The following is a 13,611-nucleotide window of genomic DNA, read 5'->3' on the forward strand; positions in this document are numbered from 1 at the left end:
TGCAACGCGCGATTGCAGGCGAAAGGCTCAGGCAAAGATATCGGGCGGGAACTTCCGCGCGACATCGGAAGCGGGCCGGCCGCATGCGGCCTCAGCGCAATTTGGCGGGCTGCACGTCCTCGGTCTCGGCGGTGCGGGGATTGCGGATGGCGGGGCGCAGACGCGCCAGGCTGCACAGGCCGGCGATGGTGGCCAGGCCCGCCGCGACCAGCGGCGGCACCGTGCCGCCGCCGATATTGAGCGCGAGCAATGCCGCCACCAGCGTCGCGCCCGTCGTCTGCCCGACCATTCGCGTGGTGGAGATGAGCCCGCCCGCCGCGGCAGCACGGTCGATCGGAGCCGAGCCGATGATCAGCCGGGCATTGGGCGAGAGGAACATGCCGAAGCCGGCCCCGGTGAGCGACATGCGCCAGGCGATGTCGAACCAGCTCGGATCCGCCGGGAGGAAGGCGAGGAGGATCAGCCCCGCCACGGCGATCACCATGCCGATCCCGCCCAGCGCGCCGGCTGGATAACGGTCCGACAGCGAGCCGGCGAGCGGCGCGACGATCATCGTGGTGAGCGGCCAGGGCGCGATCACCGCGCCGACTTCGGACGGTGCGAAGCCATAGCCGTGCTGCAGCCGGAAGGGCAGCGACAGCAGCAGCGTCATCGTGGCGATGAAGGCGGTATAGGCACCCACCACCGAGAGCGCGAGCACGGGCCGGGTGAGCAGGTCGATCGGCAGGATCGGCTTGGGCTCGCGCATCTCGCGGCGGACGAACAGCACGCCGATCGCCGCCCCGGCAAGGACCACCGCCGCCGAGACCACGGGACTGTCGCCGTGCACGCTGCTCTCCAGTCCGCCGATCACCAGCCCGAACATGCCGGCGCAGAGCAGCGCCCCCAGCACGTCGAACGGCTCGTCGCGTGCGGGCGTGTCGGGCAGGGCGCGGCCGAACAGGAGGCTCGCGACGGCGAAGGGCACCGCCGATGCGAACACCCAGGGCCAGGGCCCGACTGCCAGCACCAGGCCGCCGATGGTGGGAGCGAGCGCGGCGGAACTCGACACCACCACCGAGTTGATGCCCAGGCCGCGCCCCAGATGCTTCGAGGGATAGATGCGGCGGATCAGCGCCGAGGAGACGCTGAGCGCCGCCGCCGCACCCGCCGCCTGGGCCGCTCGGACGATGAGCAGGAAAGGCAGGCTCTCGGCGAAGAAGCACAGCACCGTCGCCACCGCGAAGACCAGCTGCCCGGCCTGGTACATCCGTTTGAGGCCGATGCGCTCGCCCAGCCCGGCCAGCGGCAGGAGCAGCATCACCAGCATCAGCTGATAGACGGTGACGACAGAGACTGCCGCCGAACTGTCCACGTGCAGGTCCCGGGCGATGGTGGGCAGCGCCACGGTGGCGATCGCGCCGTCGATCACCACCAGCGCCGTGCCGAAAGAGACGGCCGCGATGGCGAGGGTACGGCGGGGCTGGGGAAGGCCGTCGGTCATCACATGCTCAGTGCCTCAACCCGCGGCTCGGTTCCAGCGGAACCGGTATCGTGCTGGGCGGTTATTTTCGCAATCTAAACCAACTACTTGGAGGATTCAGATGGGCAAGGGCATCTTGTTGTGGCTGCTCGGCATTCCGATTCCGGTCATTCTCCTGATCCTTATCCTCTGGCATTGATCCGGCGTTACCGGGCTCGGCATCGGCTGCAACTGCCGGGGCTGCGCCACCGAAGATCAGCTCGCGAATTTCCCATGCATCCGCGACATAGCGATGGTCCGGCTTGCCGGGGCAGGCGCCCCGCTCGTCCACGGGCAGTCGGGAGAGCAGCGGCAGGATATCGGTGGCCTCGCCTTCGAGCCGCTCGCGGATCCGTGCCGTCAGCCAGCGAGTCGCGCGCGCATAGATGTCCCACTGGGCTTCGCTCGGGAAGCCGTGCCAGCGCGTGACGTGCTCGCGGAAATCCGCGACCAGGGCAGCGGTCTCGGCGCTCGCATGGCTTGCCACATGTGCCACTTCGCCGCCCACCTCGTCCATCAGCGGGCCATAGACCTGGCCCTCCATCTTGGCGAAGTGCATCAGCAGGTCGCGGGTGAACAGCCAGCGCCGGAAGCCCAGCCCCTCGACGCTCGCCGGGCGAGGCCCCGAGACGAGCGCTTCGAGCGCGTCGGCATTGGCGAGAATATGTCCGTGCTGCCGCAGCACGCGGTCCACGGGCATGGCGCGACTCCTCATATCCCCCATCTTGGCGCATTATGCCTGCGCGGGCGTGAAGCCGCGGCTCAGGAGCTGTCCCCATCGGGGAAGCTACGGAGGCCCCGCCGCGCCGCGACGGGGCCCCCCGATCGGGTCAGCGGCAGCGGACCTGGTCGCGGTCCACCGAGCTGCCGAGCGCGCCGCCGGCGATCGCGCCGAGCAGCGTGCCCACCGTCTTGGAGCGCCCGCCGGCAATGACGTTGCCGAACAGGCCGCCGGCCGCCGCGCCGACGATCAGGCCGGTCGTGCCGTCCGAGCGCTTGCAATAATATTTGCCGTCCTGGCCGCGATAGATGCGGTCGTCCTGGGTCAGGACGCGTTCCTGATAGCCTGGGGGCGGCGCGCGATAGTCGCGGGCCGCGTCATAATATTCCTCGTCGCGCGGATCATAATAGCCGCCGCGCGGCGGCGGAGGCGGCGGCGCGACGACCGGGCGCGACTTGTAGGCGCGATAGCGATCGACTGCCTGCTGGAACTGATCATATTCCCGCTGGAAGCGCTGCTGCGCGGCGTCGAAGCGTGCTTCCTCGTCCTGCCCGTAGACGGGGCCGCGCTGCGCCATGGCCGGCGTGGCGACCGCCAGGCTGGCGGCAGCGACCGCGGCGAGGGTTACCAGATGCTTCATTGTATCTTCTCCTTCCCGAAGGCCCATACGGCCGGGGACGCTGAAACGTTCCGGACATGCGCGTGAAGCCGCGCTGAACGGACGGCGCCGATGCGGCGGAACCGTAACGAAGCGAGCCGGATCGTGCCGGCGAACGCCTGGAAGGGCGGGGCCGCGCCCCGCCCGCACGGTTCGACGCAACCAGCGCGGCTCTGGATAGTTGGCAGGGCTGGCCGCGCGCGATCTCGCACTGGGCGCGGCGGAAGAGAGGGGCTGATGCGCCGACGATCCGATTTCAACGAAAATCCGGCCAATCTCGACGAAGATCCGGTATCCGAAGCCAGGGCCTTGCTGCGGCGCAGCAAGAATTGCCATAAGGGCGCATGTTCTTGAGTCACGAAGCCGATCCACCCGCCGCCCCCGCGCCGGTCACGCCGATGGTCCTGGAAGGAATCGTGCGCCAGAAATGCCTGGCCGCGACCTATAACCGCACTGCGATGATCCTTGCCCCGCACATCCTCTACACGCGGCACGATGCGCTCCACGTCGATGCCGTCGTGGTCTCCAAGGAGGGCCTGCCGCCCCGCGAGGAGAAGATCGGCACGTTCAAGCTCGACGGGCTCAAGGACATGGCGGTGCTGGAGCAGACGTTCGTGCCGAGCGCGCTGTTCGATCCCGGCCTCGAGAAATATCGCGGCGAGACGCTGATGGCGGTGGCCTGAACCCCGGTTCGCTCCATCCTAGGGCGCCTTTTGCAGTTTCGCGATCATCTGCGTCGCATTGTCATTGGCCGGGTTGAGCGCGAGCGAGCGCCGATACTCCATAATCGCGCCCGCCTTGTCGCCGGTGGCGGCGATCGCCTCGGCCAGGCTGTCATGCGTGTTCCAGCTCTCCGGAAATTGCGCCGCGTTCCAGGCGAAGATGCCGCGCGCGGCCCGGGGCGACGCGCGGAGCAGGCGATAGCCCCAGGCGTTCATATAGTCCTCGGTCAGGTGAAGTTCGGGGAAGCGCGCCTTGGTCGCGGCGATCGTGGCGGATACGTCGCCATAGTTGCTCCGCTCCAGTTCCGCCTCCAGCGCCTTCAGGCCGTGCGGCGGGCCGAACAGGGCTGCGTGGATGGTGTCGGCGAGCGCCTGGCCCGTATTCTGCGCGCCGGCACTGTTGGCGAGGACGACCGCGCCGTAGCGCTGGGCCGGATAGAAGTCGCAATAGCTCGACTGGCCGAAGGTGCCGCCCGAATGGCGCAGATAGAGCTGGCTGTCGGCGGTCTTGGCGATCACCCAGTGGAAGCCGATCGCGCTCGTCTCGGGTGTGCCGAACAGCGGCCGGTGGGTGCGGGCGATGGCCGGATCGCGCGCGGCGAGCTGGGCGGCGACGTAGCGCGCCAGATCCACCGCCGAATAGCGCAGCCCGCCCGCGGCGCGGATCAGCGGCATATCGAGCGGCGGCGCCTCTGCGCCCTTGCTGCTATAGCCGGTGACGAGCAGGCCGGGCGGGACGGCGCCGCCGCCGGCGCGCATGCCGAGCGGCCTTTCGACCAGGCGGGCAAGCAGCGCGTCATAGGGCTCGCCATAGATGCGCTCGGCCAGCACGCCCTGGAGCTGCGAGGCGGTGTTGCTGTGGCGGGGCGTGCGCCCGGGCACGTCGAGCAGCGTGACCGTCTTGAGATCGGGAAGGAAATTCGCCGGGTCATAGCCCTTGAGCAGCTTCGACGCTTCGGCGACGACCTGGTCCTCCGGCACCTTGCCGAGGAAGCCGCTCCAGTCGGGCAGATTGTCTTGCAGCGCCGAGGTGGTGGTGACCAGGTCGGCAAGGCGGATCGGGCGGCCGTCGCGGACGAGATTGTCGTATCCCGGCGGCAGGTGCCGGCGGACATCGTCGTCGATCCGGGCGCGGCCTTCCTCGATCGCATGGGCGAGGAGCAGGCTGGTGAAGGTCTTGGAGATCGAGCCGATCTCGTGGACGGAATGTTCGGTGGCGGGGGCGTGGGTGGTGTGCGAGAACACGCCGGCATTGTAGAAGCGGGTATTGCCGTCGCGAATGACGGCGACCGAGACGCCGGGTGCCTTGCCGCTCGCCACGAAATCGTCGACCAGCGCCTGGACCGGATCGGCGGCGGCGACCGCGCGCGCCAGGCCGGGGAGGAGCGCCGCGCCGGCCGTGGCGGGCATCAGCGCGAGGAGGCGGCGGCGGTCCAGGCGTAGGGCGGGGGCGTTCTGCTGCATGATATCTCCCTTTCGCGACCAGGCTACATTTGTAGCGATGCCTGCGTCAAGGGTGTGATGATGGGGTAAGACACTGAGCGCCGCCATGGCGAGGCGCCAGTCGATCCGATGGCGCATGCCGCGTGAAGCGTCCAACCCATGGTGGCGAGCGCAGGGATGATCCCCCTGCCAGGGGCAATCAGCGGTCATCCTGGTTGATTGCGCCGACGGAAGGCCGAAGGTCCCGCTTCGGCCGCAATGCGCCGAAAACGATCATGGCCAGCTGATGGAGGGAGGGCGCGCGTTCCAGGGGTTCGCGCGCTCACCCCGTCGTAACGAAACTATCCATGACCCGCTTCCGCCCGGCCTGCTCGAAGTCGATCTCGAGCTTGTTCCCTTCGATCTCGGCGATCACCCCATAGCCGAACTTCTGGTGGAACACGCGCATCCCCAGCGAGAGGTCGTCGCGGGGCTTGGCGCCGAAGCTCACCGCGGATGCGCGGCTCTCCACCACTCGGGCGGGCTCGCGATTGAACGTCCGTGAAGTGAACCCGCCACCCGGGTTCTTCAGGTCCACGCTTCCCGAGACTCCCGCCGCGCGCTGCCAGCCCGGGCCCCTCCCGGTGCCGCGGGATACGTCCGCGAAGGGATCGGCGCGCTCGCTCCAGTTCGCCTGCCATAGCGAAGCGCCGCCGGTCATCGTGCTCTCGCTCTCGACATGCGCCTCGGGCAGCTCGGCGACGAAGCGGCTCGGCATGCTGGAGTTCCACTGGCCGTAGATGCGGCGATTGGCGGCGTGCAGGATCGTCGCCTGGCGCCGCGCGCGGGTGATCGCGACATAGGCGAGGCGGCGCTCCTCCTCCAGCGAGGCCAGCCCGCCCTCGTCCAGCGCGCGCTGCGAGGGGAAGATGCCTTCCTCCCAGCCCGCCAGGAACACCGTGTCGAACTCCAGCCCCTTGGCGGCGTGGATCGTCATGATCGTCACCTTGGGCTCGTCCCGCTGCCCCTCATTGTCCATGACGAGGCTGACATGCTCGAGAAAGGCGCCGAGCGTCTCATATTCCTCCATCGCGCGGACGAGCTCGTTCAGGTTCTCGAGCCGCCCGGCGGCCTCGGCGGTGCGGTCGGCCTGCCACATCGCGGTATAGCCGCTCTCGTCGAGGATGATGCGGGCGAGGTCCGGATGCTGGAGGTCGTTGCCCATGCTGCGCCAGCGCGCCATGTCGCCGACCAGATTGCCCAGCGCGCGGCGGGCCTGGGGCGTCAGCTCGTCGGTGTCGAGGATGCGCGCGGCGGCGGTAGTGAGCGGAATGCCCTCGGCCCGGGCATATTGGTGGACTTTCGCCAGCGCCTTGTCGCCCAGGCCGCGCTTGGGGACGTTGACGATGCGCTCGAAGGCGAGGTCGTCCGCCGGCTGGGCGACGACGCGGAGATAGGCGAGCGCGTCGCGGATCTCCTGGCGCTCGTAGAAGCGGAAGCCGCCGATGATGCGATAGGGCAGGCCGATCGCGATGAACCGGTCCTCGAACTCGCGCGTCTGGTGCTGGGCGCGGACGAGGATCGCCGTGTCGTCCAGGCTCTTGCCCCCGTCTTCCCTGTTCCAGGCGCGCTGCAGCCCCTCGATCTCCTCGCCGACGCGGCGCGCTTCCTCGGGCCCGTCCCACACGCCGAGCACCTTGACCTTCTCGCCGTCATTCTTGTCGGTCCACAAGGTCTTGCCGAGCCGGCCGCTATTGTTGGCGATCACGCCCGAGGCGGCGGCGAGGATGTGCGGAGTCGAGCGGTAATTCTGCTCGAGCTTGATCACCCGGGCGCCGGGGAAATCCTTTTCGAACTTCAGGATGTTCTCCACCAGCGCGCCGCGCCAGGAATAGATCGACTGGTCGTCGTCGCCGACGCAGCAGATGTTCTTGCGCTCCTGGGCGAGCAGCCGCAGCCAGAGATACTGGACGGCGTTGGTGTCCTGATATTCGTCGACCAGGATGTAGCGGAAGCGCTGCTGATAGCTCTCCAGCACGTCGCGGTGCGTCTTGAGGATCACCAGCATGTGCAGCAGCAGGTCGCCGAAGTCGCAGGCGTTCAGTGCCTTCAGCCGCTCCTGATAGAGATGATAAAGCGCGGCGCCGCGGCCGTTCGCATAGCGCTCGGACTCGCCGGCCCCGATCTCGGCGGGCGTGAGGCCCTTGTTCTTCCATTCGTCGATCAGCCCGGCGAGTTGGCGCGCGGGCCAGCGCTTCTCGTCGAGGTCCGCCGCGAGGATCAGCTGTTTGATCAGGCGGAGCTGGTCGTCCGTGTCGAGGATGGTGAAGTTGCTCTGGAGCCCGACCAGCTCGGCATGACGGCGCAGCATCTTGGCGCCGATCGCGTGGAAGGTGCCGAGCCAGGGCATGCCCTCCACCGCGGCGCCGACCAGGCGGCCGACGCGCTCCTTCATCTCGCGTGCCGCCTTGTTGGTGAAGGTGACCGCCAGGATCTCGCTGGGATAGGCGCGGCGGGTCCAGAGCAGATGCGCCAGGCGGGCAGTGAGCGCCGCGGTCTTGCCCGTGCCCGCGCCGGCCAGGACCAGCACCGGCCCCTCGGCCGTCAGCACCGCTTCGCGCTGGGGCGGGTTCAGGCCCTGGAGATAGGGGGCGTTGGCATCGGTCTCGACGGGCAGGGTCATCCGCGAACAGGTAGGGAACGCGGGCGGGCGAGGCAATGGCGGATTGCCAGCACCGCGCGATCCTGTGATCGTCGGGCCCGCACGATCGAGGAGACGGGGATGGACAGGGCGATGATCGAGGAGCGGCTCGAACAGTTCAGGCTCCAGCATGCGGCGGGCGAAGAGCGGCTGAAGGCGCTGGATGCGCAGATCGCCGAGGTCAAGCGGACCCAGCTGCGGATACTCGGGGCGATCGGGGTACTGGAGGAGATGTTGCAGGAGCAGGCCCAGGGCTGAGGCCGGACACATTATATGCTGGTATTGGAAACATATCAGCAATAATATCCCTCCTGCGCTGTGGATTCGGTGGCGCGTGCCTGTCTGGGGGACTCGGCATGGGGGGTATCGTTCGAACCGGTATGGTCGGATTGGCGGCGGGGATGATGCTCGCCGCCGGTCCGGCGGGCGCGCAGGCGGTCGCGGCGGCGCAGACCGCCTATCTGGTGCTGCAGCCGGAAATTCGCGTGAAGACCGAGGAGCGGGCATCGGGCCTGTGGCTCCGCACCTCCGCGACGGTACGGGGCAGCAACGAGAGCTGGCGGGCCGACGAGACGCGCTCCTCCTATGGCTTCTCGCTTCAGAAGGAAGTGATCGGGCACACCTGGTTCGGCCTGAGCGCCTATGCGCAGGCGCCGCGTTTCGATGCCGATCGCGGCGTGGTGCGCGACGCGCGGCACTATGCCGGCGCGCGGCTGAGCTTCGAGGCGTCGGATCATGTCGAGATGGGCTTCGCCTGGCTGCGGCGGGTGCGCGGGCGCGGGTTCACAAGCCTGCCCGGCGGCAATCGGGGCATCAAGCCGGGCCCCAAGGCCTATATGCAATTCCGTTTCTAAAGCGGTTCGTTTCAGCGCGATCCTTCGCTATGTCATGCGTTTGTCATATGGCTGTCACACCCTCCGGCCAGAGGCGCGCACATCATGGCATCACTCGCTCTGGACCAAGCCCCGCCGGTCGACCAACCGCAGCCGGGGCCCCGATTCGACTATAAGACCCATCCTCTCGCCAAGCTGCTCTTCGCGGCGATCCTGGTGGGCGGACTGGCCTTTGCCGGCTGGAGCGTGCTGAGCGACACGCGCGGCGTGGGGGAGGAACTGGCCACCGGCGTGTTCCTCTTCCTTGCGCTGGCGCTGTTGATCGCACTCGGCTTCGAGTTCGTGAACGGCTTCCACGATACCGCCAATGCGGTGGCGACGGTGATCTACACCAATTCGATGCCTGCCCATTTCGCGGTGGTCTGGTCGGGATTCTGGAACTTCCTGGGCGTGATGTTCTCGAGCGGCGCCGTCGCCTATTCGATCATCACGCTGCTGCCGGTGGAGCTGATCCTCAACGTCGGCTCGGCGGGCGGATTCGCGATGATCTTCGCCCTGCTGCTCGCGGCGGTGCTGTGGAATCTCGGTACCTGGTATGTCGGCCTGCCCAATTCGTCGTCGCACACGCTGATCGGCTCGGTGCTCGGCGTCGGCCTGGCCAACCAGCTGATCAACGCGGGTTCGCGCGGCGGCACCGCCGGCGTGGACTGGAGCCAGGCGACCAAGATCCTCACCGGCCTGTGGATGGCGCCGCTGATCGGCTTCTTCGCCGCGCTGCTGCTGCTGCTCGTGATGCGCGCGCTGCTGCGCAATCCGAAGCTCTACACCTCGCCGATGCCGCACACGGCGCCGCCGCTCGGCATCCGCAGCGCGCTGATCTTCACTTGCACCGCGGTTTCGTTCAGCCATGGCTCGAACGACGGCCAGAAGGGCATGGGCCTGATCATGCTGATCCTGATCGGCTGCGCCCCTACCGCCTACGCCCTCAACCGCACACAGTCGGCAAGCGCCACGCCAGCCTATGTCCAGACCGCCAATGTCGCCGCGGCCATGTTCGACGCGCGCAGCGGCGGACTGCCCGACATGACCCCCGTCCAGGCGCGCCAGGTCCTCACCTCCGCGCTCCAGCAGCGCAAGGCCGAAAGCCCGCAGGTGTTCGCCGCGCTGGGCGATCTGTCCAAGGACCTTACCGCTCGCGTTCAGGGCTATGGCTCGCTGAGCAAGGTGCCGGCGGAAGCCACCGGCAATCTCCGCAACGACATGTACCTGGTGCTCGACACCAGCCGGCTCGCGACCAAGAAGCCCGATGGCTACCAGCCCGCCGAGCTGACTGCGATCAAGGCGTACCAGGACAATCTGGAGAAGGGCACTCGTTTCATTCCGCTCTGGGTGAAGATCGTGGTGGCGCTGGCGCTCGGCCTGGGGACGATGATCGGCTGGAAGCGGATCGTCGTCACCGTCGGCGAGAAGATCGGCAAGCAGCACATGACCTATGCCATGGGCGCATCGGCCGAGCTGGTTGCGGCGGGCACCATCCTGGCCGCCGATCGCTTCGGCCTGCCGGTGTCGACCACGCACATCCTCTCCTCGGGCGTCGCCGGTGCCTCGGTGGCGAGCGGCGCGGGGCTGCAGGCGCGCACGGTGCGCAACCTGGCACTGGCGTGGCTGCTCACCCTGCCGGCGGCGATGCTGCTCTCGGGCGGGCTCTACTGGCTGATGCTCGCCGCGGTGAAGGCGCTGGGGCTGTAGGGTCAGCCCCTGGCATATGACCGTCGTCGCGCGAAGGCGGGGATGACGGATCAGGGGATCCTTATTTCCGCATGAACTTCTGCACGCGCTGGCCGGCGATATCGACCACGTAGAGATTGCCGGCGCGGTCCGCGGCGATGTCGTGGGCGATCCAGAACTGGCCGTCCTGGTTGCCGATCCGGCCGAAATGCGCGATCTCGCGGCCGTCGAGATCAGCGATGGTCACGCCGTCGTGATCGGGCACCTTGTCCGGGTTCGCTCCACCGTCGAGGATCGCGATGCGATTGCCCGGCAACAGCGCCAGCCCGAAGGGACGGCCGATCGCGGGCGATTTCCATTCGGTGAGATAGCGGCCCTTCGCGTCGAACAGCTGGACGCGGTCGTTCGCCCGGTCGGCGACATAGACGCGGCGGCCGGCATCGACCGCGAGCGCATGGGGGATGGCGAACTGGCCCGGGCCGGCGCCGCGCGTGCCCCATTGGAAGAGCAGCTTCCCGTCGGCGGCGAACTTCATCACGCGCGAATTGCCATAGCCGTCGGCCACGTAGAAGCTGCCGCCGGGCAAGGGCGCAACGTCGGTGGGGCGGTCGAAATGGGCGGCATCGGCACCGGCGACGCCATGTTCGCCGAAGGTACGGAGCAACTCGCCCCCGCGGGTGAACTCGAATACCTGGTTCGAGCCGGTATCGGTGATCCAGACATGATCGTCAGGGCCGATGCTGATGCCGTGCGGAACGACGAACAGACCCTTCCCCCATTCGCGCAACAGCTTGCCGGTGCCGGCGTCGAAGACTTCGACCACGGGCTCCTGCACAAGGGCGAGTGCCTTGGCATCGGTGCCGCGGTTGCCGCGGTGGAGAACGAACACCTCGTCCCTGCTGTTCACCGCCACGCCCGAACAGGGGCCGAGGACGCGGCCTTCGGGCAGGATCGGCCAGCCATGGACGACGGCGTAGCGCGGCGCCGGCGCGGTGGAGGCGAGGAGCAGCGGGGCGAGGATCGCCAGCCCGGTGATGCGCATTCAATTCCTCCCGCCCTTGGGTATGGACCCTAGCCCCATCCGTCATCCTGGCGAAAGCGGGGATCCGGAACGGCGGCGCCAGGTGGGACGGTGCCATGACAAAATGAGGATGCGCGGGAGGAGGGCGCGGATCAGAGCCGCCTCGCCCCCAGTTCGAGCAGGTGAGCCGCCAGCTCGATGCTGAACTTGAAGCCCTGGCCATCGGCGCGCAGATCGGCCTTGAAATGGTCGATGGGGTTCCAGAAGGCCACGACGAACCCGGCGAGCACTGCGAACAGCACGGCATATGCCAGCCGTCTGCCTGCCGATTCGCGCATCGCCGTTCTCCCTGATGCCGGTGACCCGATGGCGGCACCGGTACGCGGGCGAAACTGTCCTGCCGATGAACGGGCTTCCCCTTTGCGGCGGTTCGATCCAAGGAAGAGGCCAAAGGGGAGAGGGCATGACCAAAGCCGCCGCATCGCACCGCCGCATCCTGTTCGCCAGCCTGGTCGGCACTTCGGTCGAGTTCTATGATTTCTACATCTACGCCACGGCGGCGGCGATCGTGTTCCCCGATCTGTTCTTCCCCGCCAGCGAACCCTGGATCCGCCAGCTCGCCAGCTATGCCAGCTTCTCCGTCGCCTTCTTCGCCCGGCCGCTGGGCGGGCTGGTGTTCGGCCATTTCGGCGACCGGATGGGGCGCAAATCCACGCTGGTCGCTTCGCTGATGCTGATGGGCATCTCGACCGTGCTGATCGGCTTCCTGCCCGGCTATGCCATGATCGGCTGGGTGGCGCCGCTGCTGCTTTGCCTGCTCCGTTTCGGGCAGGGGCTGGGGCTGGGCGGCGAATGGGGCGGGGCGAGCCTGCTGGCAGTGGAGAATGCGCCGCCGGGCTGGGCCAATCGCTATGGCAGCTTCCCGCCGATGGGCGCGCCGGTGGGATTCATCTTTGCCAACGGCTTCTTCCTGATTCTCGGCGCGGTGATGGACGATGCGCAGTTCCGCGAATGGGGCTGGCGCCTGCCGTTCCTCGCCAGCGCGGTGCTCGTGTTCCTGGGACTGTGGGTCCGGCTGAAGATCACCGAGACGCCCGAATTCGTCGCCGCGACCGAGAAGGAAGCGCCCCCGGCCGTGCCGATCGGCGAACTGTTCCGCACCAGCGCGCTCGCCACCTTTGCCGGCACCATGGGCACAGTCGCCTGCTTCGCGCTCTTCTACATCTCCACCGTGTTCATCATCGGCTACGGCACCAAGACGCTGGGCTATGACCGCGAGACTTTCCTGGCGGTGGAATTGCTCGCGATCCTGTTCATGGCCGCCGGCATCGTCACGGCGGGGATCAGCGCGGACCGGCGCACGGCCAATTCGGTGCTCATCTTCGGCTGCGTCTTCACCATTCCGGTCGGCATGGCGATGGCGCTGCTGCTGGTGCCGGGATCGCTGGCGAGCGTCGCGGCGTGGCTCGCCTTCGCGCTGTTCGTGATGGGCTTCGTCTACGGCCCGCTGGGCGGCTGGCTGCCCAGCCTGTTCCCGGCGCGGGTGCGCTACACCGGCGTCTCCGTCACCTTCAACCTTGGCGGCATCCTGGGTGGCGGGCTTACGCCGATGATCGCCGAGACGCTGGTGAAACAGGGCGGACTGGCCTGGGTCGGTTACTATCTCGCCGGCGCGGGGATGCTCAGCCTGGTCGGCCTGATATTGATCAGGAACAAGTAATCGACTTCATTTCGTCATCTTCGGTGAATAAAGCGCCCCTGAACGGCCGCGCCGCGGCGAAGAGCGGCTTGTGGGCAAGCGACAGGCCTTATGCGGTGAGTTCCGCCGGGGGCATCGGGGCCGGCGGCCATGTTCAGACCCGGATCTATCGTGCCGGCCGGATCAAGATTGGGCCCTTCGTGTTCCCGGATCTGCTGGTGACGGTGAACAAGCCGGGCACGCTCAGCGAGGGTCGCAATGACGGGCTGATGGGCTTGAGCCTGCTTTCGCAACTCCATCTGACCACCGACGTCTCGGCGGGGTTGCTCTATGCGACACCGAACGGCGCGGCTCGGCCCCGCCACGGCTATCCGCTCGGCGCGCTATGGCTGGAATGGGAGAAGGGTCGCATCGTCGTGGACGATATCGGCACCGGCAGCCCCGCGGCGAGGGCGGGTATCCGCAAGGGCGACATCATCGTCGGCGACAATATCGGCGCGATCCTGCGCGCGGCGGGCGGAGCACCGGGCAAGCAGGTATCGCTCAGGATCGAGCGGGGGGGCGTGCAGCAGGAGGTCGGCTACACGCTGGCGCCCTGGTTCTAG

General features: G+C 67.9%; 13 protein-coding genes. 6 read left to right on the forward strand and 7 right to left on the reverse strand.

Annotated elements, in window-relative coordinates:
* Positions 1-91: 91 nt before the first annotated feature.
* The 3 genes from FFS08_RS06525 to FFS08_RS06535 form a co-directional block, all read right to left on the reverse strand.
* Positions 92-1,483, reverse strand: a complete 1,392-nt coding sequence (locus FFS08_RS06525) for an MFS transporter (protein ID WP_137864707.1) — start codon at positions 1,481-1,483, stop codon at positions 92-94.
* Between the two features lie 61 nt (positions 1,484-1,544).
* Positions 1,545-2,201, reverse strand: coding sequence for a hemerythrin domain-containing protein (locus tag FFS08_RS06530; protein WP_171012498.1), 657 nt, complete (start codon positions 2,199-2,201; stop codon positions 1,545-1,547).
* Positions 2,202-2,331: 130 nt separating this feature from the next.
* The gene (locus tag FFS08_RS06535; protein WP_137864705.1) at positions 2,332-2,862 is read right to left on the reverse strand and encodes a glycine zipper 2TM domain-containing protein; all 531 of its coding nucleotides are present in this window, start codon (positions 2,860-2,862) and stop codon (positions 2,332-2,334) included.
* 368 nt (positions 2,863-3,230) lie between these two features.
* Here FFS08_RS06535 and FFS08_RS06540 point away from each other — a divergent pair, with 368 nt between their 5' ends.
* A complete protein-coding gene (locus tag FFS08_RS06540) occupies positions 3,231-3,563 on the forward strand; it encodes a hypothetical protein (protein WP_331484152.1) in 333 nt (110 codons plus the stop codon).
* A gap of 18 nt (positions 3,564-3,581) precedes the next feature.
* Here the strand turns inward: FFS08_RS06540 and FFS08_RS06545 are convergent, their stop codons facing one another.
* Positions 3,582-5,066, reverse strand: coding sequence for a serine hydrolase domain-containing protein (locus tag FFS08_RS06545; protein ID WP_137864704.1), 1,485 nt, complete (start codon positions 5,064-5,066; stop codon positions 3,582-3,584).
* Positions 5,067-5,367: 301 nt separating this feature from the next.
* On the reverse strand, positions 5,368-7,707 hold the full coding sequence (locus FFS08_RS06550) for an ATP-dependent helicase (RefSeq protein ID WP_137864703.1): 2,340 nt from the start codon (positions 7,705-7,707) through the stop codon (positions 5,368-5,370).
* 99 nt (positions 7,708-7,806) lie between these two features.
* On the opposite strand from FFS08_RS06550, the gene FFS08_RS23395 reads away from it, so the two are divergent.
* The 3 genes from FFS08_RS23395 (at position 7,807) to FFS08_RS06560 (ending at position 10,307) form a co-directional block, all read left to right on the forward strand.
* Positions 7,807-7,983: a hypothetical protein gene (locus FFS08_RS23395; protein WP_163594767.1), complete on the forward strand. Its 177-nt coding sequence runs from the start codon at positions 7,807-7,809 to the stop codon at positions 7,981-7,983.
* Positions 7,984-8,081: 98 nt separating this feature from the next.
* Positions 8,082-8,579, forward strand: coding sequence for a hypothetical protein (locus tag FFS08_RS06555; protein ID WP_137864702.1), 498 nt, complete (start codon positions 8,082-8,084; stop codon positions 8,577-8,579).
* A gap of 84 nt (positions 8,580-8,663) precedes the next feature.
* Positions 8,664-10,307 (forward strand): inorganic phosphate transporter, encoded by a 1,644-nt coding sequence (locus FFS08_RS06560; protein ID WP_137864701.1) that lies wholly within the window; start codon positions 8,664-8,666, stop codon positions 10,305-10,307.
* 61 nt (positions 10,308-10,368) lie between these two features.
* Here FFS08_RS06560 and FFS08_RS06565 read toward each other — a convergent pair whose 3' ends face one another.
* Complete coding sequence (locus FFS08_RS06565; protein WP_137864700.1) at positions 10,369-11,328, reverse strand: peptidyl-alpha-hydroxyglycine alpha-amidating lyase family protein; 960 nt, start codon at positions 11,326-11,328, stop codon at positions 10,369-10,371.
* Positions 11,329-11,459: 131 nt separating this feature from the next.
* Positions 11,460-11,645, reverse strand: coding sequence for a hypothetical protein (locus tag FFS08_RS06570; RefSeq protein ID WP_137864699.1), 186 nt, complete (start codon positions 11,643-11,645; stop codon positions 11,460-11,462).
* A gap of 125 nt (positions 11,646-11,770) precedes the next feature.
* On the opposite strand from FFS08_RS06570, the gene FFS08_RS06575 reads away from it, so the two are divergent.
* Both FFS08_RS06575 and FFS08_RS06580 read left to right on the forward strand, forming a co-directional pair.
* On the forward strand, positions 11,771-13,027 hold the full coding sequence (locus FFS08_RS06575) for an MFS transporter (protein WP_137871824.1): 1,257 nt from the start codon (positions 11,771-11,773) through the stop codon (positions 13,025-13,027).
* Between the two features lie 95 nt (positions 13,028-13,122).
* Positions 13,123-13,611, forward strand: a complete 489-nt coding sequence (locus tag FFS08_RS06580) for a PDZ domain-containing protein (protein ID WP_137863623.1) — start codon at positions 13,123-13,125, stop codon at positions 13,609-13,611.

The organism is Sphingomonas sp. 1F27F7B (assembly GCF_005503355.1).
Taxonomy (GTDB): Bacteria; Pseudomonadota; Alphaproteobacteria; order Sphingomonadales; family Sphingomonadaceae; genus Sphingomonas.

Bases quoted from the DNA above. Each gene is read 5' to 3' on its own strand.
- FFS08_RS06545 (WP_137864704.1), bottom strand. From the start codon at position 5,066: ATGCAGCAGAACGCCCCCGCCCTACGCCTGGACCGCCGCCGCCTCCTC.
- FFS08_RS06525 (WP_137864707.1), bottom strand. From the start codon at position 1,483: ATGACCGACGGCCTTCCCCAGCCCCGCCGTACCCTCGCCATCGCGGCC.
- FFS08_RS23395 (WP_163594767.1), top strand. From the start codon at position 7,807: ATGGACAGGGCGATGATCGAGGAGCGGCTCGAACAGTTCAGGCTCCAG.
- FFS08_RS06530 (WP_171012498.1), bottom strand. From the start codon at position 2,201: ATGCCCGTGGACCGCGTGCTGCGGCAGCACGGACATATTCTCGCCAAT.
- FFS08_RS06550 (WP_137864703.1), bottom strand. From the start codon at position 7,707: ATGACCCTGCCCGTCGAGACCGATGCCAACGCCCCCTATCTCCAGGGC.
- FFS08_RS06575 (WP_137871824.1), top strand. From the start codon at position 11,771: ATGACCAAAGCCGCCGCATCGCACCGCCGCATCCTGTTCGCCAGCCTG.
- FFS08_RS06570 (WP_137864699.1), bottom strand. From the start codon at position 11,645: ATGCGCGAATCGGCAGGCAGACGGCTGGCATATGCCGTGCTGTTCGCA.
- FFS08_RS06560 (WP_137864701.1), top strand. From the start codon at position 8,664: ATGGCATCACTCGCTCTGGACCAAGCCCCGCCGGTCGACCAACCGCAG.
- FFS08_RS06565 (WP_137864700.1), bottom strand. From the start codon at position 11,328: ATGCGCATCACCGGGCTGGCGATCCTCGCCCCGCTGCTCCTCGCCTCC.
- FFS08_RS06535 (WP_137864705.1), bottom strand. From the start codon at position 2,862: ATGAAGCATCTGGTAACCCTCGCCGCGGTCGCTGCCGCCAGCCTGGCG.
- FFS08_RS06555 (WP_137864702.1), top strand. From the start codon at position 8,082: ATGGGGGGTATCGTTCGAACCGGTATGGTCGGATTGGCGGCGGGGATG.